The sequence below is a fragment of the Streptomyces sp. 1114.5 genome (assembly GCF_003635085.1).
Taxonomy (GTDB): Bacteria; Actinomycetota; Actinomycetes; order Streptomycetales; family Streptomycetaceae; genus Kitasatospora.
This window is the reverse complement of sequence record NZ_RBXE01000001.1, coordinates 2,640,782-2,666,729: the sequence shown is the minus strand read 5'-3', so window position 1 is coordinate 2,666,729 and position 25,948 is coordinate 2,640,782. Positions and strand designations below refer to the sequence as shown.

The following is a 25,948-nucleotide window of genomic DNA, read 5'->3' as shown; positions in this document are numbered from 1 at the left end:
CCTCACCCGGTCCGGGATGAATATTCGCCGGAAGGGAGCAATGGTGCTGGGCTATTCGGTGTAAGGCGGGCCGGGGCCGGAAAAGGCCCAGGGGCCGCACTCCGTGAAAACGGAGTGCGGCCCCTGGCCGGTTCTGCCGGGCTCAGCCCTGCGGCAGCGCCGCGAGCTGGGCGGTGATCCGGGCGATGTCGGCCTCGGCGGCCTCCTGGCGCGCCTTGATCTTGGCGACCACCTCGTCCGGCGCCTTGGCCAGGAAGGCCTCGTTGCCGAGCTTGGCGGTGGTCTGGGCCTTCTCCTTCTCGGCGGCCGCGAGGTCCTTGGCGAGGCGCTTGCGCTCCGCCGCGACGTCGATGGTGCCGGAGAGGTCCAGCGCGACGGTGGCGCCCGCGACCGGCAGCGAGGCGGTGGCCGCGAAGCCCTCCTCGGGGACGGTCAGCCGCAGCAGCGAGCGGATCGCGTCCTCGTGGGCGGCCAGCGCGGTGCCGTCCAGCTCCAGGGTGGCCGGCACCCGCTGGCCCGGCTTCAGGCCCTGGTCCGTACGGAACCGGCGGACCTCGGTGACGACCTGCTGCAGCGTGGCGATCTCGGCCTCGGCCGCGGCGTCGCGGTAGCCGCTGTCCTTCGGCCAGTCGGCGATGACCACGGACTCCGCGCCGGTCAGCGTGGTCCACAGGGTCTCGGTGACGAAGGGCACGATCGGGTGCAGCAGACGCAGCGTGACGTCCAGGACCTCGCCGAGGACCCGGCGCGCGGCGTCGGCCTGCGGGCCGCCCTTGGCCAGGGTGGTCTTGGACAGCTCGACGTACCAGTCGAAGACCTCGTCCCAGGCGAAGTGGTACAGCGCCTCGGAGAGCTTGGAGAACTGGTAGTCCTCGTACAGCCCGTCCACCTCGGCGACGGTGCTGTTGAGGCGGGACAGGATCCAGCGGTCGCTCGCGGTCAGCTCCTCCGGCGCGGGCAGCGGGCCCTCGACGGTGGCGCCGTTCATCAGCGCGAAGCGGGTGGCGTTCCAGATCTTGTTGGCGAAGTTGCGGGCCGCCTGGACCCAGTCCTCGCCGATCGGCACGTCGACGCCCGGGTTGGCGCCGCGCGCCAGCGTGAAGCGCAGCGCGTCGGAGCCGTACTTGTCCATCCAGTCCAGCGGGTTGACCACGTTGCCGAAGGACTTCGACATCTTCTTGCCGTTCTGGTCACGGACCATGCCGTGCAGCGCGATGGTGTGGAACGGCGGGGTGCCGTCCATCGCGTAGAGGCCGAACATCATCATCCGGGCGACCCAGAAGAACAGGATGTCGTAGCCGGTGACCAGGACGGAGTTCGGGTAGAACTTCGCGAGGCTCTCGGTCTGCTCCGGCCAGCCGAGCGTGGAGAACGGCCACAGGCCGGAGGAGAACCAGGTGTCCAGGACGTCGGTGTCCTGGTGCCAGCCCTCGCCGGCGGGCGGCTGCTCGTCCGGGCCGACGCAGACGATCTCGCCGTTCGGGCCGTACCAGACCGGGATGCGGTGGCCCCACCAGAGCTGGCGCGAGATGCACCAGTCGTGCAGGTTGTCGACCCAGTCGAAGTACCGCTTCTCCATCTCCTGCGGGTGGATCTTGACCTTGCCGTCGCGGACCGCGTCACCGGCGGCCTTCGCGAGCGGGCCGACCTTGACCCACCACTGCATGGACAGCCGCGGCTCGATGGTGGTCTTGCAGCGCGAGCAGTGGCCCACCGAGTGGACGTACGGGCGCTTCTCGGCGACGATCCGGCCCTCGGCGCGCAGCGCGGCGACGATCGCCGAGCGGGCCTCCAGGCGGTCCAGGCCGAGGAACGGGCCGTGCACGGTGATCACGGCGTGCTCGTCCATGACGGCGATGTTCGGCAGGTTGTGCCGCTGGCCGATCTCGAAGTCGTTCGGGTCGTGCGCGGGCGTCACCTTGACGGCGCCGGTGCCGAACTCCGGGTCGACGTGGGTGTCGGCGACGATCGGGATCCGACGGCCGGTCAGCGGCAGCTCGATCTCGGTGCCGACCAGGTGCTTGTAGCGCTCGTCCTCCGGGTGGACGGCGACGGCCGTGTCACCCAGCATCGTCTCCGCGCGCGTGGTGGCGACGACGATCGAGTCCTCGCCCTCGCCGTAGCGGATCGAGACCAGCTCGCCGTCGTCGTCCTGGTACTCCACCTCGATGTCCGAGATGGCGGTCAGGCAGCGCGGGCACCAGTTGATGATGCGCTCGGCGCGGTAGATCAGCTCGTCGTCGTAGAGCTTCTTGAAGATGGTCTGGACGGCCTGGGACAGGCCCTCGTCCATGGTGAAGCGCTCGCGGGACCAGTCCACGCCGTCGCCCAGGCGCCGCATCTGGCCGGAGATCTGGCCGCCGGACTCCGCCTTCCACTTCCAGACGCGCTCGACGAAGGCCTCGCGGCCCAGGTCGTGGCGGGACTTGCCCTCCTTGGCGAGCTCGCGCTCGACCACGTTCTGGGTGGCGATGCCGGCGTGGTCCATGCCGGGCTGCCACAGCGCCTCGTAGCCCTGCATGCGCTTGCGGCGGACCAGGGCGTCGATCAGCGTGTGCTCGAAGGCGTGGCCCAGGTGCAGGCTGCCGGTGACGTTCGGCGGGGGGATGACGATCGTGAACGGGGGCTTGTCGCTCTTGGCGTCCGCGGTGAAGTAGCCACGCTCTACCCAGCGCTCGTACAGCTCGCCCTCTACGTCCGCGGGGGTGTAGGTCGTCGGGAGGGTTGCCGCATCGTCCCCGGTGGTGCTCACGGGGCGCTGGTTCGTCGTGTCGGTCACGACGCACAGTTTACGTAACCGCGGGCCCGGGTTACGAACCGCTTTCGGTGGGCGGACCCGACACGCCCGTACGGGCCCGCGGCGGGCGCCGTGCGGTACCGTGCCCGGGCACTCGTCCGGTCGGTACCGGGCGGGCACGGAACGACTCCACACCACGACAGGCCGCGGGTGCGGCGGGGGAGCACAGACGCAGATGTACGGCCAGGGACAGCAGTATCCGCAGGGACAGCCGCAGCCTTACGGCGGCCAGCCGCAGTACGGCCAGCCTCCGCAGCAGCCCTACGGCGCCCCGCAGCCCCCGTACGGCTACCCGCAGCAGCAGCCCTACGGCGCGCCCCAGCAGCCGTACGGCGTGCCGCCGCAGGCGCCGTACGGCCAGCCCGGTTACCCGGTGGCCCCGCCGCCGAAGAAGGGCAAGGGCGGCCTGGTGATCGGCCTGGTGATCGGCGCGCTGGTGCTGGGCGGCGGCGGCTTCGCCGCGTGGAAGTTCCTCGGCGGCAGCGACCAGGGCGGCACGTACAAGATCACCGCCCCGCAGTCGCTGCCGGACGGCTACGTGCAGAAGTCGGCGAAGGAGCAGGCCGCCGACATGAGCAAGCCGGACGCGGCGAAGTTCGGCACGGACCTGCAGGTCCTGGTGGCCAGCTACAGCAAGGGTTCGGACGCGCTGGACACCTTCTCGGTGGTCGGCGTCTACGGGAACCTCAACGACCCCGCGCAGATCATCGAGGACTCCAAGAAGGACAGCGGCAGCCTGTCCGTGTCGATGACCGACTTCCCGGCGCAGGACTCGCACAGCTCCTCGGCGAAGCTCACCTGCGGCACGACGACCATGCTCGGCAAGCCCGGCCCGACGGTCTGCGTGTGGGCGGACAAGTCCACCACCGGCCGGGTCACCTTCAGCAAGATCAGCACGAGCGGCAGCAGCGGCCCGGCGCTCAGCGCGGACCAGGCGGCCGCCAGGACCCGGGCGATCCGCGACGCGATGGTGGTCGCCAAGTAGCGCCCGCCGTACGCGAAGGGGCCCCGTACCGGATGTCCGGTACGGGGCCCCTTCGTGCTGCGTCGGGTCAGGCGCTCTTGTCCCGGCGCTCGCGCTTGATCATGTCGCGCGGCACCAGGGTGGGGATGGCGTGCTTGGAGACCACGTCCCCGGTGACCACCACGCGGGCGACGTCCTGACGCGAGGGGACCTCGTACATCACGGACATCAGCACCTCCTCCATGATGGCCCGCAGACCGCGCGCGCCGGTGCCGCGCAGGATCGCCTGGTCGGCGATCGCCTCCAGCGCGTCGCGGGAGAACTCCAGCTCCACGCCGTCCAGTTCGAAGAGCTTGCGGTACTGCTTGACCAGGGCGTTGCGCGGCTCGGTGAGGATCTGCAGCAGCGCCTCGCGGTCCAGGTTGTGCACGCTGGTGATCACCGGCAGACGGCCGATGAACTCGGGGATCATGCCGAACTTCACCAGGTCCTCGGGCATCACCTGGCGGAAGTGGTCGCTGGCGTCCGACTCCCGCTTGGAGCGGATGTTGGCGCCGAAGCCGATGCCCTTGGCACCCGCACGGCCCTCGATGATCCGCTCCAGGCCGGCGAACGCGCCGCCGACGATGAACAGCACGTTGGTGGTGTCGATCTGGATGAACTCCTGGTGCGGGTGCTTGCGGCCCCCCTGCGGCGGCACCGACGCGGTGGTGCCCTCCAGGATCTTCAGCAGCGCCTGCTGCACGCCCTCGCCGGAGACGTCCCGGGTGATCGACGGGTTCTCGCTCTTGCGCGCGACCTTGTCGATCTCGTCGATGTAGATGATCCCGGTCTCGGCCTTCTTGACGTCGTAGTCGGCCGCCTGGATCAGCTTGAGCAGGATGTTCTCGACGTCCTCGCCGACGTAGCCGGCCTCGGTCAGCGCGGTGGCGTCCGCGATCGCGAAGGGCACGTTGAGCATCCGGGCCAGGGTCTGCGCGAGCAGCGTCTTGCCGGAGCCGGTGGGGCCCAGCAGCAGGATGTTGGACTTGGCCAGCTCGATGGCGTCCTCGCGGCCGTTGCCGCCGCTGCGGCCCGCCTCGCCGGCCTGGACGCGCTTGTAGTGGTTGTAGACCGCGACCGACAGCGCCTTCTTGGCGAGGTCCTGGCCGACCACGTACTGGTCCAGGAATTCGTAGATCTCACGCGGCTTCGGGAGTTCCTCGAAGCGCACCTCGGAGGTCTCGGCGAGTTCCTCCTCGATGATCTCGTTGCACAGGTCGATGCACTCGTCGCAGATGTACACGCCTGGGCCGGCGATCAGCTTCTTCACCTGCTTCTGGGACTTGCCGCAGAACGAGCACTTGAGCAGGTCGCCACCGTCTCCGATGCGTGCCACGAGGTGCTTCCCCTTCGCCAGGGGCCCCGCAGGGGTTCCGGGGCCTGGTGCTGTGGACCGTCAACGCCGACGGCGCTCGGTCTCGCTATCCGACGGTACTCTGCCGGGCCCGTGATTCCGTCCTCTTCGCCGGGTCTGCCCTACGCCCTGGGCGAATTGATACCGAACAGATGCCGTGCGCGGGCCCGCCGATGGGCCGGGGCGGGACGCGCACCCGGGGTGCGCCGTCCCGCCCCGATGGGGCCTCCCGGACCCGCTGGACGGACGGGGAGGGAGCCGACCTCAGGAGGTCAGCGAGGTCTTGCGGGTGGAGATGATCTGGTCGACCAGGCCGTACTCGACGGCCTCCTCGGCGGTGAGGATCTTGTCGCGCTCGATGTCCTCGCGCACCTGCTCCGCCGACTTGTTGGAGTGCTTGGACAGCATCTCCTCCAGCTGCTCGCGCATCCGGAAGATCTCCTTGGCCTGGATCTCCAGGTCGGACACCTGGCCGCGGCCGGTCTCGGTGTACGGCTGGTGGATCAGGATCCGGGCGTTCGGCAGCGCCATCCGCTTGCCGGGGGTGCCGGCGGCGAGCAGCACGGCCGCGGCGGAGGCCGCCTGGCCCATGCAGACCGTGGTGATGTCCGGCTTGACGTACTGCATGGTGTCGTAGATGGCCGTCAGGGCCGTGAACGAGCCGCCGGGCGAGTTGATGTACATCTGGATCTCGCGGTCCGGGTCCATCGACTCCAGGCACAGCAGCTGCGCCATGATGTCGTTCGCCGAGACGTCGTCCACCTGCGAGCCGAGGAAGATGATGCGCTCCTCGAACAGCTTGGCGTACGGGTCGTACTCGCGGATGCCCTGCGTGGTGCGCTCCACGAAGCGCGGGACGATGTAGCGGCCCTCGGCACGCATGTCCTCGACGCGGGCCTTGGCGGCCGACAGGCTGGGGATGTTCATGGGGGTTCTTGTCCTCCGGGGCGTTGTGGCTGTGGTCTCGCGGGCCGGGCCGAGGCTCAGGCAGCGCCCGTGCCGCCGCCGCCGGGGACGTCCGCGGCGCTGTGCATGATCGCGTCGATGAGGCCGTACTCCAGGGCCTCCTCCGGGGTGAACCAGCGGTCGCGGTCGGAGTCGGCGGTGATCTGCTCGAAGGACTGGCCGCTGTGGTGCGCGATCAGCTCGGACATCCGCTTCTTGGTGCGGAGCAGCTGCTCCGCCTGGATGCGGATGTCGGTGGCGGAGCCGCCCAGGCCCGCGGAGGGCTGGTGCATCAGGATCGTCGAGTTCGGCAGCGAGAAGCGCTTGCCGGGGGCACCCGCGGTCAGCAGGAACTGGCCCATCGAGGCGGCCATGCCCATCGCGATGGTGACGACGTCGTTCTTGATGTACTGCATGGTGTCGTAGATCGCCATGCCGGCCGAGATCGAGCCGCCCGGGGAGTTGATGTAGAGGAAGATGTCCTTGTCCGGGTCCGCGGCCAGCAGCAGCAGCTGCGCGGTGATCTTGTTGGCGATGTCGTCGTCGACCTGCTGGCCGAGGAAGATGATCCGCTCGTTGAGCAGCCGGTTGTAGACCTGGTCGCCAAGGCCGCCGAGCACGTCACCAGCGGCGGCGTGCGGCGCCATCGGGCCAGGCATCTGCATCTGCGGGAACGTCACTTAGCCACCTGCTCAGTCGATTTGGACGGTCGCTCCACGGCCGTCACGGTGTCGCACAGCTTCCGGGTATCACGTCGTGATTGTTGCTGTCCAAGGACCCTAACGCGCAGGCCGGGCCGCAGAATCCCTCACGCAGAACTGTTCGCTGTGAGCGCAGGGTCGCGGCGGGCCCTCGGGCGGGAAGACAGCGGGCCCGGACACCTTGTCGGCGTCCGGGCCCGCTGCGTGCCTCAGGGGGCTGCCGGGGCTCAGGCCTCGGTCTTCTCCTCGGCGCTCTCCTCGGCGGCGGCCTCGACGGTCTCGGCCGTCTCGTCCTCGTCGTCGAAGTTGATCTCGTTGCCCTCGGTGTCGACGACCTTGGCGGCCTCGACCACGGTGGCCAGCGCCTTGCCGCGGGCGACCTCGCCGACCAGCAGCGGCACCTGGCCACCCTGGACGACCTGCTGCGCGAACTGGTCCGGGGTGAGGCCCGAGCCGGCGGCGCGGCGGATGAGGTGCTCGGTCAGCTCCTCCTGGTTAACACCCAGCTCCTCGTCGGCGACGATCTGGTCCAGGACGAACTGGGTCTTGATGCCCTTCTTCGCCTGCTCCTCGATCTCCGCGTCCCACTCCTCGCGGGTCTTGCCCTGGGTCTCCAGGTAGGTGTCGAGGTTCAGGCCCATCGGCTCCAGCTGGTGGTGCTCGACGTTGTGCTTGCGGGTCTGGATCTCGTCCGCGAGCAGCTTCTCGGGGTACTCGATCTCGACCAGCGCGAGCAGCGCGTCCAGCACCTTCTCCTGGGCCTGGGTGGCCTGGTCGTACTCCTTCATGCGCTCCAGGCGCTTGCGGGAGTCGGCGCGCAGCTCCTCCAGGGTGTCGAACTCGCTGGCCAGCTGGGCGAACTCGTCGTCCAGCTCCGGCAGCTCCTTCTCCTGGACGGCGGTGACGGTGACGGTGACCTCGGAGGTCTTGCCCGCCTGGGTGCCACCCTTGAGCTCGGTCTCGAAGGTCTTCTCCTCGCCGGCGGACAGGCCGACGACGGCCTCGTCGATGCCGTCGATCAGGCGGCCCGAGCCGATCTCGTAGCTCACGCCGGTCGCGGTGCCGTCCTCCGGCACCTCGCCGTCGACCTTGGCGACCAGGTCCACGACCACGATGTCGCCGGTGGCCGCGGCGCGCTCGACGTCCTTGACCGACGAGAAGCGCTCGCGCAGCTGCTCCAGCGACTTCTCGATGTCCTCGTCGGAGACGGCGATCGGGTCGACGGTCACCTCGATGGAGGAGAACTCCGGCAGGGTGATCTCCGGGCGGATGTCCACCTCGGCGGTGAACTTCAGGTCACCGCCCTCGGCGATCTTCTCGACACCCTCGATGTTGGTGATGTCGGGCTGGCCGAGGACCTCGATCTTGCCCTCGTCGACGGCCTGCGTGTAGAAGCGCGGCAGGGCGTCGTTGACGGCCTCCTCCAGCACGGCGCCACGGCCGAAACGCTGGTCGATGACGCGAGCCGGGATCTTGCCCTTGCGGAAGCCCGGAACCGTGACCTGCTGGTTGATCTTCTTGTACGCCGCGTCGAGGCTGGGCTTGAGCTCCTCGAAGGGCACCTCGACGGTGAGTCGAACCCGGGTCGGGTTCAGAGTCTCGACGGCGCTCTTCACGGTTTGGTCTCCTATGGCTTGCGGTCAGGTTGTCTCCGCCCGTCCCCGCCGTACGGCCGGAGCCGTACGAGTGGGTCGGACGAGACGGGCGATGGGCGGTTGGAGCTGCATCTCCCGTGGGGGTGGACGGTGAGCTTGACTCCTCGCCCTCGTGCGGTTGACCTGGGTTGACGCCACAGGGACTACCGCCAGCGCCCCATCCTACCGGTACCACGAAAGGCGGACGCCAGGCGCCACCGTACCGCCCGAACAGAACAGGGCCCCGCCCCGGTGGGCGAGACCCTGCCGCACTGTCGGGGTGGCCGGATTCGAACCGACGGCCTTCCGCTCCCAAAGCGGACGCGCTACCAAACTGCGCCACACCCCGTGGTGCCGAGAGGAAGCGTACACGGCAGGCCTGTTCGGCTCGCCGACTATTTCCACCCGGGCGTGCGGGGGCGTGCGCGACGGTCTGCACGGCGCTGTGCGGGGGTGCGCGGAATGCCGTGCGGAATGCGGTGTGCACGGCGGGCGCCGGACCAGGTACGCTGTTCCCCGAACTTCCGGCCGGTACCGGTCGGGGGGTCGCGCGGGCGTAGCTCAATGGTAGAGCCCTAGTCTTCCAAACTAGTCACGCGAGTTCGATTCTCGTCGCCCGCTCTTCGTCCGGCCCCGGTGTGCAGTCCGCACACCGGGGCCGGTTGCGTTCCCGGGATCCGCCCGGCGGGCAGCCCGCGGATCAGAGCCCGAGGCGGGCGGCCCGGGCGGCGGCCCGGTCGAGCAGTTGGTGGACGTCGCCCTCCCGGGTGGTGGGGCGGTCGTTGAACTCGTCCGGGGAGTGCGCCGGGCGGCCGGTGGCGTGCAGCACCTCCATCAGCTGGACCCGGGCCGTGCGGACGGTGGCCGGGGTGCCGTAGCCGTACGCCAGCACGGCGGCCTGGGCACCGAGCAGGCAGACCCGGCCCGCCTCGTCCCACATCGCGCCCTGCAGCCAGCCGTGGGCGCCGATGTAGCGGGAGGCGAGCCTGAGGTGGCCGGCCGCGCTGACCGGGACGGGGCGGGCGGGGCGGCGCAGCACCCGGTCGAGCAGGGTGGCCCGGGGCAGCGGGTGGCCGGTGTGCCAGGGCTGCGGGGTGCTGCCGTACGGGTGGACGGACGGATGGGCGTACGGATGGGCGTACGGCGCGGGGGCGGGCAGGGAGGCGAGGTACGCCTCGATCTCGGCGACCAGGCCGCAGCCGTCCGGGTGGACCAGCGGCGGGGGTGCGGGCAGGGGCGTCGGGGCGGGCGGGGCGGTGGTGCGGGGCATGCGGGCCCTCCGGGCGGACAGCGTGCGGGTTCCGCTGCCCAAAGTGGGGCATTGCAGACAATTCCGCGACCGGAGGGCCCGGGCGTCCGGACGGTTTCCCGGTTGCCTCCCGGGCCGATAGCCTCGGCGGCGTTCGAGCGCAGTTCGAGCGTGAGCTCAGCCGCCGCGCTCCCGAGGTGGAGGAGTCCCGGTGCGTCCGCAGGAGCGACTGGCCGTCATACAGCGCTGTGTGGTCCGGGAGATGGCGCGACTGGGCCAGGTCTTCCGCCCCGACGGCGAGGTCGTGCGCGGCCCCGGCACCACGGCGGTCGCGGTGCGCGAGCACCCCGGGGACGACGGCACCGGGCACGTGGACCTCGGCTTCGTGCTCCAACTCGGCCGCGCGGACGCCCCGGTGGTGTGGGACTGCGCGGCCGGCCTCGGCAAGACCGAGGAGGAGAAGCTCGCCAACGCGGTCAAGATGTGGGCGACCACCACCGCCTCGGTGCTGGTCGAGCTGGCCGAGGGGTACGGGCTGCGGGCCGACCGCCCGGACGTGCCCGAACTCCCGGGCTGGCACGCGGTGCAGGGGCCGGCGGCGGTGTTCGGCTTCGGCAACGAGCACCTGGCGGGATGGCTCGCCGAGAACCGGGTGCTGCCGGCGCTGGCGCCCGCGCTGCGCTCGGAACTGACCGGGCCCGGCCCGGTCGGGGTGAAGCTCTTCCTGGGCGGGAAGGCGGGGGACGACGTCGCCGAGGTCCGGGTGGGCGGCGAAGTCTCGGAGGCCGCCTCCGCGGCGCTGCGCGCGCTGGACTGGCCGCGGGGTGAACGGCTGTGCTGGGCGCGGCTGTTCGTCCTGTTGACGACCGAGCGGACCGCGCCCGAGCAGGCCGCACCGGCGGGTGGCGTGGCACCCGCACCGATGCGCGCCCAGGCGGCCCCGGCGGCGGTGCGCCCCCGGGGTCTGTTCGCCCGCTGGCGGGAGGCCAGACGGGCCGGCCGGTGAGGAGGTCCGGCTACCCGCCGGTGATGCTGGAGATGCTGTGCGCGAGGTTGGCCAGCAGGGAGTTGATCGAGGTCGCGACCGTGGTCTCGTGCAGCATGAAGCCGAACAGGGCGGCGACGATCGCGTGCGGGATCTTCATCTGCTTGTTGCGGATGAAGATGATGCTCAGGATCGCGAACAGGACCAGCGCGGAGACGGAGAGTGCCACCCGGACTCACTTCCTCGTTTTCATAGCGGGGTGCCACCACCCGGCGACACCAGCGAAAGCCGGACCCCGGCCTGTCTGTCCGACGGTCCCGAGGCGGAATCGCGGACCGTCCGACACACCGCCGGTGAGGGAGCCCACGGTCGACCGCTGTCTGTCGTGCCGCACGTGACGCCCCCTATCCCCCGAATCCTGAACAGTCCCGCCCGGACTCAGTGTGGTCGACCGTGCCGATTGCGTAAAGGTCTGACAGTCAGCCCAACGCCGATATCCTGCGATGCGAGACGAGTTTCCGCCGACCGGGACGATAGTCGAGCCGCCCTGACGAATCGTCGGCGGGGCCGCGCTGAGCGGCCGGGAAGCGGTCGGAGGCGGGTAACGGAAGCCGCTGGTCCGGTCTACCGACGGGCCGTCCGATTTGGCCGAAGATCAGCTGCCAGGCTTGACAGCTGCTGCCTGCGGCATGTGCCAGGACGCGACCCGTCGGCACCTAATCGCGCCAGAGCAGCAGGACCGCGCGGTCGTCGTTGATGTCCCGGGCGACGGTCTCGATCAGTGCGGCCGCGCTGCCCGCCCCCGCGCCGCCGCCGGGGACCAGCCGGTCCGCCTCGCCCATCAGCCGGTCCATGCCCTCGGTGAGGTCCCGGCCGGGGGCCTCGACCATGCCGTCGGTGCACAGCATCAGGACGTCGCCCCGGTTCAACCGCCCGCGCACGCCCTCGAACTTGGCGCCGTCGTAGATCCCGAGCAGCGGGCCGTCGGCCTCCTTGACCTCCCAGCGGCCGGCGCCCGCCAGTCGCTGCATGCCCGGCAGGTGCCCGGCCGACAGCAGCTCGTACTCCCCGGTGTCCAGGTCCAGCACCAGGTGGACGGCGGTGGCGAAGCCCTCGTCCCAGGACTGGCGCAGCAGGTAGCCGTTGGCGGCGGGCAGGAAGTCGTGCGCGGGCAGCGAGCCGACCAGGCCGCCGAAGGCGCCGGAGAGCAGCAGCGCGCGGGAGCCGGCGTCCATGCCCTTGCCGGAGACGTCCGCCAGGACCACCTCCAGCAGCCGCTGGCCGGGGCCGGTGCGGGCGGCGACCACGAAGTCCCCGGAGAAGGACTGCCCGCCGGCCGGGCGCAGCGCCATGTCCGCGTGCCAGCCGTCCGGCAGCCGGGGCACCCGGCTCTGCACCCGCAGCCGCTCACGCAGGTCGAACAGCATGGTGGAGCCGCCCCACCAGGGCACACCGACCCGCGCCCGGAACTGGGCCAGCAGCAGGCCGCCCACTCCGGCGGCGCCGACCACCAGGGCCGCTCCCGGGGTCACGCCGTAGAGGTAGGCCTGCGGGTTGTCGCTGGCGACCCGCTGGCCGGTGTGGATCACGGACTCGGCCGAGAGGCCGAGCGCGGCCAGCGCGTAGAGCACCACCAGGCTGCCGGGGCGCAGCAGCAGCGCGCCCGCCAGGATCGGCAGGACCAGCGAGGTGGGCGGGGCCCAGTCGGGGATCCAGATGTTGAGCAGGATCAGCATCGGGACGAGCAGGGCGAGCGCGCAGAGCACCGGCCAGTCGGCGGCGCCGCCGCGGAAGTAGTCCACACCGGCCGTGCGCAGCCTTCGGCGGACCCGGCGGAGCCTCTTGCGCAACCGGGCCGTCACGGACTCGGACGCCGGGGCGGCGCCGGGCCTCGTCGCAGTCGTCTGGGGCGGTGCGCCCGGCGGTCTGCCAGCCATGGGGCCCGACCCTATCCACGGGTACGGCCCGGCGTCGACGGCCCGGGGGCGGGCGCGGGCGCCGGGGCGCGGGGCGCTCGGCGGGTTTCGGCCGATCGGGGCGGCCGCGGGCAGGTCGTCAGGAGGCGTACGGCGGTTGGGCGTACGGAAACGGGCGGGCGGCGTGCGCGCCCCGCGCGCGGTGCCGGCTGCGCGCCGGGGCCTGTGGCCGATCCCACAGGACCGGGGTCCGCCGGACGGGCTCCGGCACCGGCTGCGCCCCGGGACGGCGGCGGCCGGCCGCACGGGAGGGTGCGGCCGGCCGGGAGGACGGTGGGGGCGGGATCAGCCCTGGGGGTGGTGGGCCGGGATCGGCGGGAGCTCGCCGGTGGTCTCGTACTCGCTCAGCATCTCGATCCGGCGGGTGTGCCGCGGCTCGCCGCTGTAGGGGGTGGCGAGGAAGACCTCGACGAACTTGGTGGCCTCGTCCTCGGTGTGCATGCGGCCGCCGATGGAGATCACGTTGGCGTTGTTGTGCTGACGGCCGAGCTCGGCGGTCTGCACGCTCCAGGCCAGCGCGGCCCGGACGCCCTTGACCTTGTTGGCGGCGATCGCCTCGCCGTTGCCCGAGCCGCCGATCACGATGCCCAGCGCCTCCGGGTCGGCGGCGGTGCGCTCGGCGGCGCGCAGGCAGAACGGCGGGTAGTCGTCCTCGGCGTCATAGATGTGCGGCCCGCAGTCGACCGGCTCGTGGCCGGCCCCCTTCAGCCACTCCACGAGGTGGTTCTTCAGTTCGTATCCGGCATGGTCGGAGCCCAGGTACACGCGCATGCCATGAGTGTGGCATGCGCGTGCGCCCGGGCCCGACAACGGGGGCCGGGCGGGCCGATCAGGCTGTGCTCAGCGGCGGCCGAGGAGCTTCCAGGTCAGCGGCAGGGCGCCGGCGGCGAGGGCCGCCTTGAGGGCGTCGCCGACCAGGTACGGGTAGAGGCCCAGCTCGGCGGCGCGGGCGAGCGACACGTGCAGCGAGAAGGCCAGGTACGGGACGCCGACCGCGTAGATGGCGAGGCTGCCGAGGACCATGGCGACGGCGGTGTTCACCGGGGTGCGGTCGGCGCCGCGGCGGGCCAGCGCGCCGGTCAGGGCGGCGGCGACGACGAAGCCGAGCACGTAGCCGAGGGAGGGCATCGCCCAGCCGGAGGTGCCCGCGGCGAACCAGGGCAGGCCCGCCATGCCGGCCAGCAGGTAGAGGGCGAGCGAGGCGACGCCGCGGCGGGCGCCGAGCGCGGTGCCGACCAGCAGGGCGGCGAAGGTCTGGCCGGTGACCGGCACCGGCGAACCGGGGACGTTCACCGACAGCTGGGCGGCCACGCCGGTCAGCGCGGCGCCGCCGGCCACCAGGGCCAGGTCGCGGGCCTGGGCGCCGAGGCGGGTGGACGCGGCGGGCAGCAGGTCGGCGAGGACGGCGCGGCGCGGTATCGGGGTGGTGGCGGTGGCCATCGGGGGCTCCTCCGTGGGGATCCGGGTGAGTGAACACCTGTGAACCTACGCGGTGATCCACTCCGCCACCTTCACGGTTTCGGACAAAGCCCCGCCTGTTCGCATTGTCGGAACCACCCGGGAACGACCCTTGGTGACGTTGCCGTCACTCCGCGTTTCCGCCTGGTCCGCAATGTGGTCCCGGGCCGGAACGCGTTGGCATGAACAGAGGTGTCCCCGGATATTGGACAACTCATGCCGCATACCGCACAGTCTGGAACCACCCCTATGGCCCCCACCTCCGCGCCCCCGGCGCCCGGGACCACCGACGCCGCCACCCCGGCGTCGAACAGCCAGCAGCTCTCCCACGGGCTGAAGCAGCGCCACCTGTCGATGATCGCCCTCGGCGGTGTGATCGGCGCGGGCCTCTTCGTCGGCTCCGGCGCGGGCATCGCGGCCGCGGGTCCTGCGATCATCCTGGCCTTCGTGCTCTCCGGCCTGCTGGTCATGCTGATCATGCGGATGCTCGGCGAGATGTCCGCGGCCCGTCCCGCCTCCGGCTCGTTCTCGGTGCACGCCGAGAAGGAGATCGGCCCGTGGGCCGGGATCACCGCGGGCTGGATGTACTGGGTGATGCTCTGTTGCGGCGTCGCCGCCGAGGCCACCGCCGCCGGGAAGATCGTCAACGGCTGGGTGCCGGGCGTCTCCTCGTGGGTGTGGGTCGCCCTGTTCATGGTCTTCTTCTGCGCCAGCAACCTGACCGCGGTGAAGAACTTCGGCGAGTTCGAGTTCTGGTTCGCCACGATCAAGGTCGCCGCGATCATCGCCTTCCTGGTCCTCGGCGGGCTGGGCATCGCCGGGGTGCTCGGCCCCGGATCCCCCGGCACCGACAACCTCACCGGCCAGGGCGGCTTCCTGCCCACCGGTGTCAACGGGCTGATCGTCGGTCTGCTCGCCTCGGTCTTCGCGTACGGCGGTCTGGAGACCGTGACCATCGCCGCCGCCGAGTCCGACGACCCCAAGAAGAACGTCGCCAACGCCGTGCGCACCGCGGTGTGGCGGATCGCCATCTTCTACATCGGCTCGATGGCCCTGGTGGTCACCCTGGTCTCCTGGAAGGACCCGGCGGTCGTCGCCGACGGCCCGTACGTCACCGTGCTGCGCCACCTCGGGGTGCCCGGCGCGGGGGCGATCATGCAGGTCGTGGTGCTGGTCGCGCTGCTGTCCGCGATGAACGCCAACATCTACGGCGCCTCCCGGATGGCGTACTCGCTGGTCGGCCGCGGCCAGGGCCCCAAGGCGCTGGCCAAGGTCAGCGGCGGGGTGCCGCGCCGGGCCGTGCTGGCCTCCTGCCTGTTCGGCTTCGGCGCCGTGCTGGCCGCCAAGTTCTGGCCCGACACCGTGTTCACCTGGCTGATGAACACCACCGGCGTGGCGATCCTGGTGGTCTGGCTGTTCATCTGCGTGGTCCAGCTGCGGATGCGCCGCCGGCTGGAGCGCGAGGCGCCCGAGCTGCTGACCGTGAAGATGTGGGGCTACCCGTACCTGACCTGGGTCGCGATGGCCGCCGTGGCCGGCATCCTCGCGCTGATGACCACCACCGAGGGCAACCGGGAACAGCTGTACGCGGCCGGGGTGCTGGTGGCGGTGCTGAGCGCCGCCGGGCTGCTCAAGCAGCGCCGGGACGCCGCCACGCGCTGAGGCCGACCCGAAGGGCCCGGTACCGGAGTCCGGTACCGGGCCCTTCGCCGTACGGCCGCACGGCCTCTCGGAGGCCGCGCGAACACCCGAAGGCGGTGCGAACACCCGAAGGCCGCGCGAACACCCGAAGGCCGTGCGGTCACTCGAAGGACGGGCCGGCCGTCCGGGTGCGCTTGATCTCGTAGAAGCCCGGGGTGGAGGCCACCAGCAGGGTGCCGTCCCAGAGCCGGGCCGCGGCCTCGCCCTTCGGGGCCGGGGTGACCACGGGGCCGAAGAAGGCGACCCGGTCGCCGTCCGCGCCCTCGACCGCGATCACCGGGGTGCCGACGTCCTCGCCGACCAGGCTGATGCCCTCCTTGTGCGAGGCGCGCAGGGCCTCGTCGTGGGTGTCGGTGTCGGCCGCGTCGGCCAGCTCGGCGGGCAGGCCCGCGGCCACCAGGGCGGCCGTGACGGTCTCCCGGTTCTGCGGCAGGCCCTGGTTGTGGAAGCGCAGGCCCAGCTCGGTGTAGAGCCGGCCGAGCACCTCCTCGCCGTGCTGCTCGGCCGCGGCTATGCACACCCGCACCGCGCCCCAGGCGTTGTCCAGCATCTTGCGGTAGCTCTCCGGGAGGTCCCGGTGCTCGTTCAGCACGGACAGGCTCATCACGTGCCAGCGCACGTCGACCGGGCGCAGCTGCTGAACCTCGATCAGCCAGCGGGAGGTCATCCACGCCCACGGGCAGGCCGGGTCGAACCAGAAGTCTGCGGTCTTGCGCTCAGCGGCAGTCGTCACTGCGTGTCGTCCTTCGTGAGGGGGTCCGGGCCGGGAATCTCCGCCCCCGAGGCCCAACACCCGCACGGCGCCGCTGATTCCGGCGCGGACGCGGCGGCCTGTGCAATGGTACCGACGGCGGGGGCGTGAAAGGATGACCCGCGTGCGCGGCCACACCGCGCACCGTGACCGCACCGCCCAGACCCGCACCACCGTGCGAGCCGGACAAAGGAGTACCGCCGTGCCGGGCAAGAACCTCAGCCGCGACGAAGCCCAGCACCGGGCCAGCTTCCTGGCCGTGGACGGCTACCGGGTCCGGCTGGACGTGACCTCGGCGCCGGACCCGGCGGCCGCCACCTTCCGCTCCACCACCACGATCGCCTTCCGCTGCTCCCGGCCCGGCGCGGACACCTTCCTCGACCTGCTCGCCCCCGCCGTCCGCTCGATCACCCTCAACGGCCGCGCCATCGACCCGGCCACCGCCTACGACGGCGCCCGGGTGCACGTCGACGGCCTGGCCGCCGAGAACGAGCTCACCGTCGAGGCCGACTGCGCCTACAGCCGCACCGGCGAGGGCCTGCACCGCTTCGTCGACCCGGTGGACGGCGAGACCTACCTGTACACCCACTACGAGCCGGCCGACGCCCGCCGGGTGTTCGCGACCTTCGAACAGCCGGACCTGAAGGCCCCGTTCACCTTCACCGTGACCGCCCCGGCCGCCTGGGACGTGTGGTCCAACGCCCCGCACGAGACCGTCACCGAGACCGCCACCGCGGAAGGCGCGGCCCGCACCTGGGAGTTCGCGCCGACCAAGCCGATCTCCACCTACCTCACCGCGGTCGTCGCCGGCCCGTACCACGTCGCCCGCGACCACTACAGCCGCGAACTCGCCGACGGCACCACCCTGGAGATCCCGCTCTCCGCGATGTGCCGCAAGTCCCTCGCCCCGTACTTCGACGCCGACGAGATCCTCGGCGTCACCAAGCTCGGACTCGACTTCTTCCACGAGGAGTTCGACTACCCGTACCCCTTCGGCAAGTACGACCAGGCCTTCGTCCCCGAGTACAACATCGGCGCGATGGAGAACCCGGGCTGCGTCACCTTCCGCGAGGAGTTCGTCTTCCGCTCGAAGGTCACCGACGCCGCCTACGAGGGCCGGGCCAACGTCATCCTGCACGAGATGGCGCACATGTGGTTCGGCGACCTGGTGACCATGCGCTGGTGGGACGACCTGTGGCTGAAGGAGTCCTTCGCCGACTTCATGGGCTCCTACGGCCTGATCGGCGCCCGCACCCGCTACTCCTCGGCCTGGGTCACCTTCGCCAACCAGCGCAAGGCCTGGGCCTACCGGCAGGACCAGTTCCCCACTACGCACCCGATCACCGCGGACATCCGGGACCTGGAGGACGCCAAGCTCAACTTCGACGGCATCACCTACGCCAAGGGTGCCTCCGTCCTCAAGCAGCTGGTGGCGTACGCCGGTTCGGAGGCCTTCTTCGAGGGCGCCCGCCGCTACTTCAAGCGCCACGCCTTCGGCAACACCGAGCTCACCGACCTGCTGGACATCCTGGAGGAGACCAGCGGCCGCGACCTCAAGTCCTGGGCCGCCGCCTGGCTGCAGACCGCCGGCGTCAACGCGCTCACCCCGCAGGTCACCACCGACGCCGAGGGCCGGATCACCGAACTGGCCGTCGTGCAGGACGGCACTGCGGACGATTCTGCGACTCCGTCGCGTGGTCTGCGCCCGCACCGGATCGCGGTCGGCCTGTACGACCGGGACGCCGACGGCGCCCTGGTGCGCACCGAGCGGATCGAGCTGGACGTCACCGGCGCCCGCACCGTGGTCACCGGCGCCACCGGCCGCCCCCGCCCGGCGCTGGTGCTGCTCAACGACGACGACCTGACCTACTGCAAGATCCGCTTCGACGAGGAGTCGCTGGAGACCCTGCGCACCGGCCTCGGCGACATCCGCGACGAACTGTCCCGCGCCCTGGCCTGGTCCGCCGTCTGGAACCTCACCCGGGACGGCCTGATGCCGGCCCGCGACTACGTCGCCCTGGTGCTGCGCTTCGCCGGCCAGGAGGGCAACATCGGCGTGCTGCAGTCGCTGCACGCCCAGGCCAAGACCGCCGTCGACCTGTACGCCGACCCGGCCTGGCGCGCCGAGGGCGGCCGGCTGCTCGCCGACGGCGCCCTGCGCGAGCTGCGCGACGCCGTGCCCGGCAGCGACCACCAGCTGGCCTGGGCCCGCTTCCTCGCCCAGACCGCGGGCGGTGCCGAGCACCTCGGCCTGGTCCGCGGCCTGCTTTCGGGCAGCGCCCGGATCGACGGCCTGGAGGTCGACCAGGAGCTGCGCTGGTCGCTGTGGCTGGCCCTGGCCGCCGCCGGTCAGGCCGGTGACGAGGAGCTGGCCGCGGAGCTGGCCGCCGACAACACCGCGAGCGGCAAGCGCCAGTACACCCAGTGCCTGGCCGCCCGGCCCACCCCGGAGGCCAAGGCCGCCGCCTGGTCGGCCGTGGTCGACTCGGACGAGCTGCCGAACGCCCTGGTCGAGGCCAACATCGCGGGCTTCGCGCTGCCCTCCCACCGCGACCTGACCGCCCTCTACGCGGCGCCGTACTTCAAGCTGCTGGAGCGGATCTGGTCCGAGCGCACCATCGAGATCGCGATGCGCTTCGTCGGCGGCTTCTTCCCGAGCGCGCAGACCACCGAGCAGACCCTGGCCGAGGCCGACGCCTGGCTGGACGGGCACCGGCAGGCGGCCCCGGCGCTGCGCCGCCTGGTCCTGGAGCGCCGGGACGACCTGGCCCGCGCCCTGCGGGCGCAGGCCTGCGACCGGGGCTGACCGCCTGAGCTCAGGCTGAGCGAACGGGCCCGCCGACGTTGGCGCAGCCCTCTGACCCTTTTGCACAGGAAGTCGGGCTGGCCGACGTCCTGCGCAAAAGGGTCAGACAACCCCGTCGCCGTTTCGGCTGTGCCGAAGCGGCGACGGGGTGACAGCGGAATGGGCTGCCCGCACAGTGCTGTGTTGCGTGGGAGGGGATGGCGGTGGCCGCCATGACCCCGTGCCCCGGCCCGGCATCTGCCGCCCCTGCGCACAGGATGCGGAAGAGGCCGGACCGCGGAGTGCGGTCCGGCCTCCCCTTGAGGCGCCTGGGCTCAGCCGTTGATCAGCGAGCGCAGCACGTACTGCAGGATGCCGCCGTTGCGGTAGTAGTCCGCCTCACCGGGGGTGTCGATGCGCACGACCGCGTCGAACTCCTTGCTGGTCCCGTCCGCGCCGACCGCCTTGACCTTGACGGTCTTCGGGGTGCGGCCCTCGTTGAGCTCGGTCACGCCGGTGATGGAGAAGGTCTCCTCGCCGGTCAGGCCGAGGGAGTCGGCGTTCTCGCCCTCCGGGAACTGCAGCGGCAGGACGCCCATGCCGATCAGGTTCGAGCGGTGGATGCGCTCGTAGGACTCGGCGATGACGGCCTTGACGCCCAGCAGCGCGGTGCCCTTGGCGGCCCAGTCGCGGGACGAGCCGGAGCCGTACTCCTTGCCGGCCAGGACGACCAGCGGGATGCCGGCGGCCTGGTAGTTCTGCGAGGCGTCGTAGATGAACGACACCGGCGCGTCGGCCTGGGTGAAGTCGCGGGTGTAGCCGCCCTCGGTGCCCGGCGCGATCTGGTTGCGCAGGCGGATGTTGGCGAAGGTGCCGCGGATCATCACCTCGTGGTTGCCACGACGGGAACCGTAGGAGTTGAAGTCGCGCTTCTCGACACCGTTGGCGGTCAGGTACTGCGCCGCCGGGGTGCCCGGCTTGATGTTGCCGGCCGGGGAGATGTGGTCGGTGGTGACCGAGTCGCCCAGCTTGGCCAGGACGCGGGCGTCGGCGATGTCGGTCACCGGGCTCGGGGTCTTGGCCATGCCCTCGAAGTACGGGGGCTTGCGGACGTAGGTGGACTCGGCGTCCCACTCGAAGGTGTTGCCGGTCGGGACCGGGAGCGACTGCCAGCGGTGGTCACCGGCGAAGACGTCCTGGTAGCCCTTGTCGAACATGGCCTCGTCGATGGAGCCGGCGACGACCTCGGCGACCTCCTGCTCGGACGGCCAGATGTCGGCGAGGAAGACGTCGTTGCCGTCGGCGTCCTGGCCCAGGGCGTCCTTGGTGATGTCGACGTTCATGTTGCCGGCGAGGGCGTAGGCGACCACCAGCGGCGGGGAGGCCAGGTAGTTCATCTTGACGTCGGGGTTGATCCGGCCCTCGAAGTTGCGGTTGCCGGAGAGCACCGAGACGACTGCGAGGTCGGACTCGTTGACGGCGGCCGAGACCTCCTCGGGCAGCGGGCCCGAGTTGCCGATGCAGGTGACGCAGCCGTAGCCGACCAGGTTGAAGCCCAGCTTCTCCATGTACGGGAGCAGGCCGGCCTTCTCGTAGTAGTCCATGACGACCTTGGAACCGGGCGCCAGGGTGGTCTTGACCCAGGGCTTGACGTGCAGGCCCTTCTCCACGGCCTTCTTCGCCAGCAGGGCGGCGCCCAGCATGACGGAGGGGTTGGAGGTGTTGGTGCAGGAGGTGATCGAGGCGATCACGACCGCGCCGTTGTCGATCTCGTAGGTCGAGCCGTCGGGGGCGGTGACGGTGGTCGGCTTCGAGGCCTCGGCGGAGTAGGTCGGCAGCGCCTCGGCGAACTTGCTCGCGGCCTCGGCCAGGATCACGCGGTCCTGCGGGCGCTTCGGGCCGGAGATCGACGGGACGACGGTGGAGACGTCCAGCTCCAGGTACTCGGAGTAGACCGGCTCGACCGACGGGTCGTGCCAGAGGCCCTGCTCCTTGGCGTACGCCTCGACCAGGGCGAGCTGCTGCGCGTCGCGGCCGGTGAGCTTCAGGTAGTTGATGGTCTCGGCGTCGATCGGGAAGATCGCACAGGTCGAGCCGAACTCCGGCGACATGTTGCCGATGGTGGCGCGGTTGGCCAGCGGGATGGAGCCGATGCCGTCGCCGTAGAACTCGACGAACTTGCCGACCACACCGTGCTTGCGCAGCATCTCGGTGATGGTGAGCACCAGGTCGGTGGCGGTGGTGCCGGCCGGCAGCTCGCCGGTCAGCTTGAAGCCCACCACGCGCGGGATCAGCATGGAGACCGGCTGGCCGAGCATCGCGGCCTCGGCCTCGATGCCGCCGACGCCCCAGCCCAGCACGCCCAGGCCGTTGACCATGGTGGTGTGCGAGTCGGTGCCGACGCAGGTGTCCGGGTAGGCCTGGCCGCCCCGGACCATGACGGTGCGGGCCAGGTGCTCGATGTTCACCTGGTGGACGATGCCGGTGCCCGGCGGGACGACCTTGAACTCGTCGAAGGCGGTCTGGCCCCAGCGCAGGAACTGGTAGCGCTCCTTGTTGCGGCCGTACTCGATCTCGACGTTCTGGGTGAACGCGTCCTTGGTGCCGAACTTGTCGGCGATGACGGAGTGGTCGATGACCAGCTCGGCCGGGGCCAGCGGGTTGATCTTGGCCGGGTCGCCGCCCAGCTCCTTGACGGCCTCGCGCATGGTGGCGAGGTCGACCACGCACGGCACGCCGGTGAAGTCCTGCATGATCACGCGGGCCGGGGTGAACTGGATCTCCTGGCTCGGCTGGGCGTTCTCGTCCCAGTTGCCGAGGGCGCGGATGTGGTCGGCGGTGATGTTCGCGCCGTCCTCCGTGCGGAGCAGGTTCTCCAGCAGCACCTTGAGGCTGTACGGCAGCCGCTCGGAACCCTCGACGGCGGAGAGCTTGAAGATCTCGTACGACTCGTCGCCCACCTGCAGCGAGCTGCGGGCGTCGAAGCTGTTCGCGGACACGACTGACTCCTTCTGGGTGCTTCGTGCGATATCCGGCCGCCACGCGGTGGTAAGGTCAGCCTTACTTAGGCTTGCCTTGCCCGCATCGCCGGTGAGCGCCTCTCGGCAAGTATCTTGATGTCGAGATATATCCTAAGCGGCAGTTATCTCGATGTCGAGATAAACCATAGTGCATGCCGTGACTCACTCGCCGTCCGGGCCGCGCCGCTTGCGCTCCAGCCTGATCAGCCAGACCGCTCCCGCCACCACCGCGGCTGCCATCAGCAACACCACCACAAGCTCACCACCGGAACCGCCGGTCGGCGAGGGGGCGATGTCCGCCAGCAGGGTTGTCCTCATACGTTCACCTCCGCTCCATCCGCGCTCCGCTCCGAACCGGCCCGCGCGCCGACGCCGGCGCTGTCGCCGAGGCTGTCGCCGGCGCTGTGGCCGAGGCTTGCGCCGGCACCGAGGCTGTCGCCGGCGCCGAGCACCAGCATCAGCAGCACCGGGAACTCCAGATAGGCGTGGTAACTCGCCAGCGCCGCGTACAGGGACCGGCCCTGCGCGTAGTCCACCGCGAACAGCAGCGCCAGCAGCAGCCCGGCCCCCGCGCCCAGCAGCCACGCCCGCACGCCGCGCAGGGCCGGTACCCGGGCGTCGAAGCGCTCCGCCGCCTCCGGCGCGTACCGGGGCAGGAACCAGACCCAGACCACGTAGTGCATCGTCTGCAGGAAGGCGAACACCGCCAGGAAGCGCAGGCCCACCTCCGGCGTCAGCCAGGCCGGCGGGGTGTAGGCGGCCGCCAGCCGGTCCGTCCATCCGCTCGCCCAGCCGCTCGCCCAGCCGTCGGCGGGCCGGGACAGCAGGCCGTCCAGCAGGCCGCTCAGCAGCAGCGCCGGAACCAGCAGCACCCAGCCGCACTGCACCGCCAGGAACACCGCCCGCCCGCGCGGCAGCCGGCGCGACCACTCGGCCAGGAACAGCAGCGGCACCACGTTGTGCAGGTGCGCCAGCACCACGAAGTGGTACGCGGGGAAGGCCAGCGACGCCGCCCCGGCCCCCAGCAGCAGCACCGCGATCCCCGTCGACAGCCGAGGACGACCGCGCAGCCCGTACCGGCAGGCGGCCGCCAGCAGACCGTACGCGAGCAGGATCTCCGCCGACTGGGACACCCGGGACGGCGGCAGCAGCCGGCACAGCACGATGCCGGTCACCAGCACCAGCAGCAGCCGCAGCAGCGGGCCCGCCAGGACGGCGGCGAACCGGCCCGCGACGTAGCGCAGCTCCAGCACGTTGTGCAGCAGTCCGAAGGTGGCCAGACCCAGCACCGCCAGGCCCGTCGGCGCCCGCAGGGCCAGCGCGAGCGCGAGGACGGCCGACAGTGCGAAGCCCGCCAGCGGGGCGGCGACCTGGCCGGGCGCCGCGCCGGGCGCGGGCCGGACCGGCGGGGCCGGCGGTGCCGGTGCGACCTCGGTGGCCATGCTCCCCTCCCCGTGGCACGATCCCCGCCGTGCCCTACGCCCTCGCCCTGGCCCTGACCCTGCTGGTCGAGGTCCCCGTCTACACCGCCGCGCTCGTCCGGGCCGGCGGCCTGCGCCCCGCCCGGGCCGCCGGTGCCGCCGTCCTGGTCAACCTGGCGACGCACCCGCTGCTCTGGTGGTCCCTGCGGCCGTACTCCGCCGGGCCCGCCGCAGCGTACTGGACCGCCTTCGGGATCGGCGAGGCCGGCGTCTGCCTGGTCGAGGGCGCCCTGCTCGGCCCGCTCACCGGGCTGCGGCTGCGCACCCCGCTCCCCTGGGCCGCCGCCACCACCGCCAACGCCGCCTCGGTGCTCGCCGGGTTCCTGCTCGGGAGCTGATCCGGTTCCACATTCCGTCCCGGCGGCCCGTAACGCGGCCTCCGGACTCAGGCGTCTTACCAGGCACAGGGGGCGCAGACCCCACATCCACGGGGTTCGAGGGGACGGCAGTGACCGGAAAGAAGCGACGGGCGGAGGAGACCGCGGAGTTCGAGGGCTTCGCGTACGGCCGGGGGCAGAGCCTCTTCCGCACGGCCTTGCTGCTGTGCGGCGACTGGCACCTGGCCGAGGACCTCACCCAGGTCACCCTGGCCAAGCTCTACGCCTCCTGGTCCAAGGTCCGGCGCGCCGAGAACCAGGACGCCTACGCCCGCAGCACCCTCGTCCGCACCTACCTCTCCCACCGCCGGCTGCGCCGCACCGGCGAGCGGCCCGCCCTCGGCGAACTGCCGGAAGGCATCGCCCCCGAGGGCGACCCGGCGCTGCGCGTCACCCTGCTCACCGCCCTCGCCGAACTGCCGCCCCGGGACCGGGCCGTGCTCGTCCTGCGCTACTGGGAGGACCGCAGCGTCGACGAGACCGCCGCCGAACTCGGCCTCAGCACCGGGGCGGTGCGCAGCCAGTCGCTGCGCGCCCTCGGACGGCTGCGCGCCGTCCTCGGCCCGGAAGCCGCCGACCAGCTCACCCTGTCCTGAGCCCACGTCACGCACCCGAGAGGAACACCCGCATGAACGAGTCCGACGTGGACGGCCGGAAGCTGTCCGCCACCTTCGAGCGCGCGCTGGACGGGGTCGGGGCCGACCTGGGCCCGCTGGTCGCCGGGGCCGCCGAACGCGGCCGCTCGATCCGGCGCCGACGGCGGACGACCGCGGCCGGCGCGGCCGCGGTCGCGGCCGTCCTGGTCGTCGGCGGCGCCCTCACCCTGCGGCCCGGCGGCGGCAACGCGGCCGTCACCGTCCAGGCACCGACCGCCTCCGCCTCACCGATGCCGAGCCGGGCGTTCCCGCAGTTGCTGCAGAAGTCCGACACCGGCCCCGAACGGCTCGACCCGGGCACCGGCGCCCAGCAGGGCTCGGTCGCCCTCACCGGGCACGCGGCCGTCCTCACCCTCGCCCGGGCCCTGCCCCCGGGAGGACACACCTCCGGGTTCTCCGGCTACTCCGGGGTGGTCGGCTGGACCGAAGCGCCGACCAGGAACGTGGCCGCCCGGGCCACCCTCCTGTACGACGACGGCACCGGCCCGGTCGAGGTCGGCGTCGAGGTCGACGGCGGCATCGGCGCCCTCTACCGGCCCGGCTCCTACCCGCCGGGCCCCGGCCAGGACCCGTACGTCATCGGCTACGACGACGAGTACGACTGCACGAAGACGGTCGCGCCGAACATCCGCTCCTGCTCCGCCACCGTGCTCCCGGACGGCGGCCACCTCAAGCTCACCGAGTCGGTCCTCGACCGCGTGACCACCCGCACCGTCAACCTGCTGCGCCCGGACAACACCCGGGTCATCGTGACCGCCACCAACTCCGTCCCGGTGGCGGACTCCAGGAAGCCCCAGCCGCTCCGGGAGGGACTGCCGCTGAGCCTCGACCAGTTGCAGACCGCCGCGATGGCCGCCGGCTTCCACGAGTGGATCACCCCGGAGGAGGCCGAGCGGGCCGAGGAGGCGGTCCGGCCGTTCCACGACGACACCCCGGGGAAGAACATGCCGTCCGGCACCGGCTCCGGCGCGAACGCGGGTGCCGCCACCGCCGGCCCGACGCCCGGCGGCAAGGGGTGAGCGCCGCCCCGGTACGGTGACCCGAGTTGACGTACGGGGACGGGCAGGGGAAC

The 25,948-nt window shown here is 71.6% G+C and carries 21 protein-coding genes and 2 tRNA genes; 8 read left to right on the top strand and 15 right to left on the bottom strand.

The annotated features are described in order from the left end of the window. Window positions 1-142 precede the first annotated feature (142 nt). Window positions 143-2,779, bottom strand: a complete 2,637-nt coding sequence (locus tag BX285_RS11715) for a valine--tRNA ligase (RefSeq protein WP_097237909.1) — start codon at window positions 2,777-2,779, stop codon at window positions 143-145. A 193-nt stretch (window positions 2,780-2,972) separates the two neighbouring features. Between BX285_RS11715 and BX285_RS11710 the strand changes: the two genes are divergently transcribed. After that, window positions 2,973-3,782: a hypothetical protein gene (locus BX285_RS11710; protein WP_097237908.1), complete on the top strand. Its 810-nt coding sequence runs from the start codon at window positions 2,973-2,975 to the stop codon at window positions 3,780-3,782. Window positions 3,783-3,849: 67 nt separating this feature from the next. On the opposite strand, the gene clpX is transcribed toward BX285_RS11710, so the two are convergent. The 5 genes from clpX to BX285_RS11685 all read right to left on the bottom strand — a co-directional run bounded on the left by clpX (window position 3,850) and on the right by BX285_RS11685 (window position 8,786). Further along, on the bottom strand, window positions 3,850-5,139 hold the full coding sequence (clpX, locus tag BX285_RS11705; RefSeq protein ID WP_030058268.1) for an ATP-dependent Clp protease ATP-binding subunit ClpX: 1,290 nt from the start codon (window positions 5,137-5,139) through the stop codon (window positions 3,850-3,852). A 282-nt stretch (window positions 5,140-5,421) separates the two neighbouring features. Then, complete coding sequence (locus BX285_RS11700; protein WP_097237907.1) at window positions 5,422-6,084, bottom strand: ATP-dependent Clp protease proteolytic subunit; 663 nt, start codon at window positions 6,082-6,084, stop codon at window positions 5,422-5,424. Between the two features lie 56 nt (window positions 6,085-6,140). Then, on the bottom strand, window positions 6,141-6,761 hold the full coding sequence (locus BX285_RS11695) for an ATP-dependent Clp protease proteolytic subunit (protein ID WP_051709451.1): 621 nt from the start codon (window positions 6,759-6,761) through the stop codon (window positions 6,141-6,143). Between the two features lie 269 nt (window positions 6,762-7,030). Further along, the gene (tig, locus tag BX285_RS11690) at window positions 7,031-8,419 is read right to left on the bottom strand and encodes a trigger factor (protein WP_121175075.1); all 1,389 of its coding nucleotides are present in this window, start codon (window positions 8,417-8,419) and stop codon (window positions 7,031-7,033) included. 293 nt (window positions 8,420-8,712) lie between these two features. Then, window positions 8,713-8,786: transfer RNA gene (locus BX285_RS11685), tRNA-Pro, on the bottom strand. A gap of 201 nt (window positions 8,787-8,987) precedes the next feature. Here BX285_RS11685 and BX285_RS11680 point away from each other — a divergent pair. Then, window positions 8,988-9,058: transfer RNA gene (locus tag BX285_RS11680), tRNA-Gly, on the top strand. A gap of 79 nt (window positions 9,059-9,137) precedes the next feature. On the opposite strand, the gene BX285_RS11675 is transcribed toward BX285_RS11680, so the two are convergent. Further along, the gene (locus BX285_RS11675; protein ID WP_097237905.1) at window positions 9,138-9,707 is read right to left on the bottom strand and encodes a hypothetical protein; all 570 of its coding nucleotides are present in this window, start codon (window positions 9,705-9,707) and stop codon (window positions 9,138-9,140) included. Between the two features lie 190 nt (window positions 9,708-9,897). Between BX285_RS11675 and BX285_RS11670 the strand changes: the two genes are divergently transcribed. Further along, a complete protein-coding gene (locus tag BX285_RS11670) occupies window positions 9,898-10,692 on the top strand; it encodes a DUF6348 family protein (RefSeq protein WP_143685801.1) in 795 nt (264 codons plus the stop codon). Window positions 10,693-10,702: 10 nt separating this feature from the next. Here the strand turns inward: BX285_RS11670 and BX285_RS11665 are convergent, their stop codons facing one another. The 4 genes from BX285_RS11665 to BX285_RS11650 all read right to left on the bottom strand — a co-directional run bounded on the left by BX285_RS11665 (window position 10,703) and on the right by BX285_RS11650 (window position 14,087). After that, window positions 10,703-10,900, bottom strand: coding sequence for a hypothetical protein (locus BX285_RS11665; RefSeq protein WP_030058274.1), 198 nt, complete (start codon window positions 10,898-10,900; stop codon window positions 10,703-10,705). Window positions 10,901-11,387: 487 nt separating this feature from the next. After that, window positions 11,388-12,521 (bottom strand): PP2C family protein-serine/threonine phosphatase, encoded by a 1,134-nt coding sequence (locus BX285_RS11660; protein ID WP_257032794.1) that lies wholly within the window; start codon window positions 12,519-12,521, stop codon window positions 11,388-11,390. Window positions 12,522-12,932: 411 nt separating this feature from the next. Continuing rightward, the gene (locus BX285_RS11655; protein WP_097237902.1) at window positions 12,933-13,418 is read right to left on the bottom strand and encodes a ribose-5-phosphate isomerase; all 486 of its coding nucleotides are present in this window, start codon (window positions 13,416-13,418) and stop codon (window positions 12,933-12,935) included. Window positions 13,419-13,487: 69 nt separating this feature from the next. Continuing rightward, window positions 13,488-14,087, bottom strand: coding sequence for a biotin transporter BioY (locus BX285_RS11650; RefSeq protein ID WP_097237901.1), 600 nt, complete (start codon window positions 14,085-14,087; stop codon window positions 13,488-13,490). A gap of 267 nt (window positions 14,088-14,354) precedes the next feature. Between BX285_RS11650 and BX285_RS11645 the strand changes: the two genes are divergently transcribed. Next, window positions 14,355-15,767, top strand: a complete 1,413-nt coding sequence (locus tag BX285_RS11645) for an amino acid permease (protein ID WP_097237900.1) — start codon at window positions 14,355-14,357, stop codon at window positions 15,765-15,767. A gap of 139 nt (window positions 15,768-15,906) precedes the next feature. On the opposite strand, the gene BX285_RS11640 is transcribed toward BX285_RS11645, so the two are convergent. Further along, window positions 15,907-16,539 carry a DsbA family protein gene (locus tag BX285_RS11640; RefSeq protein WP_121175074.1) on the bottom strand — a complete coding sequence of 211 codons (633 nt, stop codon included), beginning with the start codon at window positions 16,537-16,539 and terminating at the stop codon, window positions 15,907-15,909. Window positions 16,540-16,759: 220 nt separating this feature from the next. Between BX285_RS11640 and pepN the strand changes: the two genes are divergently transcribed. After that, window positions 16,760-19,363, top strand: a complete 2,604-nt coding sequence (pepN, locus tag BX285_RS11635) for an aminopeptidase N (protein WP_121177443.1) — start codon at window positions 16,760-16,762, stop codon at window positions 19,361-19,363. 314 nt (window positions 19,364-19,677) lie between these two features. On the opposite strand, the gene acnA is transcribed toward pepN, so the two are convergent. From acnA to BX285_RS11625, 3 genes are all read right to left on the bottom strand, one after another. Further along, window positions 19,678-22,341: an aconitate hydratase AcnA gene (acnA, locus tag BX285_RS11630; RefSeq protein ID WP_097237898.1), complete on the bottom strand. Its 2,664-nt coding sequence runs from the start codon at window positions 22,339-22,341 to the stop codon at window positions 19,678-19,680. Between the two features lie 183 nt (window positions 22,342-22,524). Further along, window positions 22,525-22,680 carry a hypothetical protein gene (locus BX285_RS37250; RefSeq protein ID WP_179852877.1) on the bottom strand — a complete coding sequence of 52 codons (156 nt, stop codon included), beginning with the start codon at window positions 22,678-22,680 and terminating at the stop codon, window positions 22,525-22,527. After that, window positions 22,677-23,804, bottom strand: coding sequence for a hypothetical protein (locus tag BX285_RS11625; RefSeq protein ID WP_183107055.1), 1,128 nt, complete (start codon window positions 23,802-23,804; stop codon window positions 22,677-22,679). The genes BX285_RS37250 and BX285_RS11625 overlap by 4 nt, the downstream gene beginning before the upstream one ends. 29 nt (window positions 23,805-23,833) lie before the next feature. Between BX285_RS11625 and BX285_RS38320 the strand changes: the two genes are divergently transcribed. From BX285_RS38320 to BX285_RS11610, 3 genes are all read left to right on the top strand, one after another. Beyond that, on the top strand, window positions 23,834-24,181 hold the full coding sequence (locus BX285_RS38320; protein WP_121175073.1) for a hypothetical protein: 348 nt from the start codon (window positions 23,834-23,836) through the stop codon (window positions 24,179-24,181). A 110-nt stretch (window positions 24,182-24,291) separates the two neighbouring features. Then, window positions 24,292-24,816, top strand: coding sequence for a SigE family RNA polymerase sigma factor (locus BX285_RS38315; RefSeq protein WP_121175072.1), 525 nt, complete (start codon window positions 24,292-24,294; stop codon window positions 24,814-24,816). A gap of 32 nt (window positions 24,817-24,848) precedes the next feature. Beyond that, a complete protein-coding gene (locus tag BX285_RS11610; RefSeq protein WP_121175071.1) occupies window positions 24,849-25,895 on the top strand; it encodes a hypothetical protein in 1,047 nt (348 codons plus the stop codon). Window positions 25,896-25,948 lie beyond the last annotated feature (53 nt).

Coding starts and splice junctions, on each gene's coding strand:
- BX285_RS11650 (WP_097237901.1), bottom strand. CDS start 14,087: ATGGCCACCGCCACCACCCCGATACCGCGCCGCGCCGTCCTCGCCGAC.
- BX285_RS11645 (WP_097237900.1), top strand. CDS start 14,355: ATGGCCCCCACCTCCGCGCCCCCGGCGCCCGGGACCACCGACGCCGCC.
- BX285_RS11625 (WP_183107055.1), bottom strand. CDS start 23,804: ATGGCCACCGAGGTCGCACCGGCACCGCCGGCCCCGCCGGTCCGGCCC.
- BX285_RS11700 (WP_097237907.1), bottom strand. CDS start 6,084: ATGAACATCCCCAGCCTGTCGGCCGCCAAGGCCCGCGTCGAGGACATG.
- BX285_RS11655 (WP_097237902.1), bottom strand. CDS start 13,418: ATGCGCGTGTACCTGGGCTCCGACCATGCCGGATACGAACTGAAGAAC.
- BX285_RS11610 (WP_121175071.1), top strand. CDS start 24,849: ATGAACGAGTCCGACGTGGACGGCCGGAAGCTGTCCGCCACCTTCGAG.
- BX285_RS11710 (WP_097237908.1), top strand. CDS start 2,973: ATGTACGGCCAGGGACAGCAGTATCCGCAGGGACAGCCGCAGCCTTAC.
- BX285_RS11695 (WP_051709451.1), bottom strand. CDS start 6,761: ATGCCTGGCCCGATGGCGCCGCACGCCGCCGCTGGTGACGTGCTCGGC.
- BX285_RS37250 (WP_179852877.1), bottom strand. CDS start 22,680: ATGAGGACAACCCTGCTGGCGGACATCGCCCCCTCGCCGACCGGCGGT.
- BX285_RS11675 (WP_097237905.1), bottom strand. CDS start 9,707: ATGCCCCGCACCACCGCCCCGCCCGCCCCGACGCCCCTGCCCGCACCC.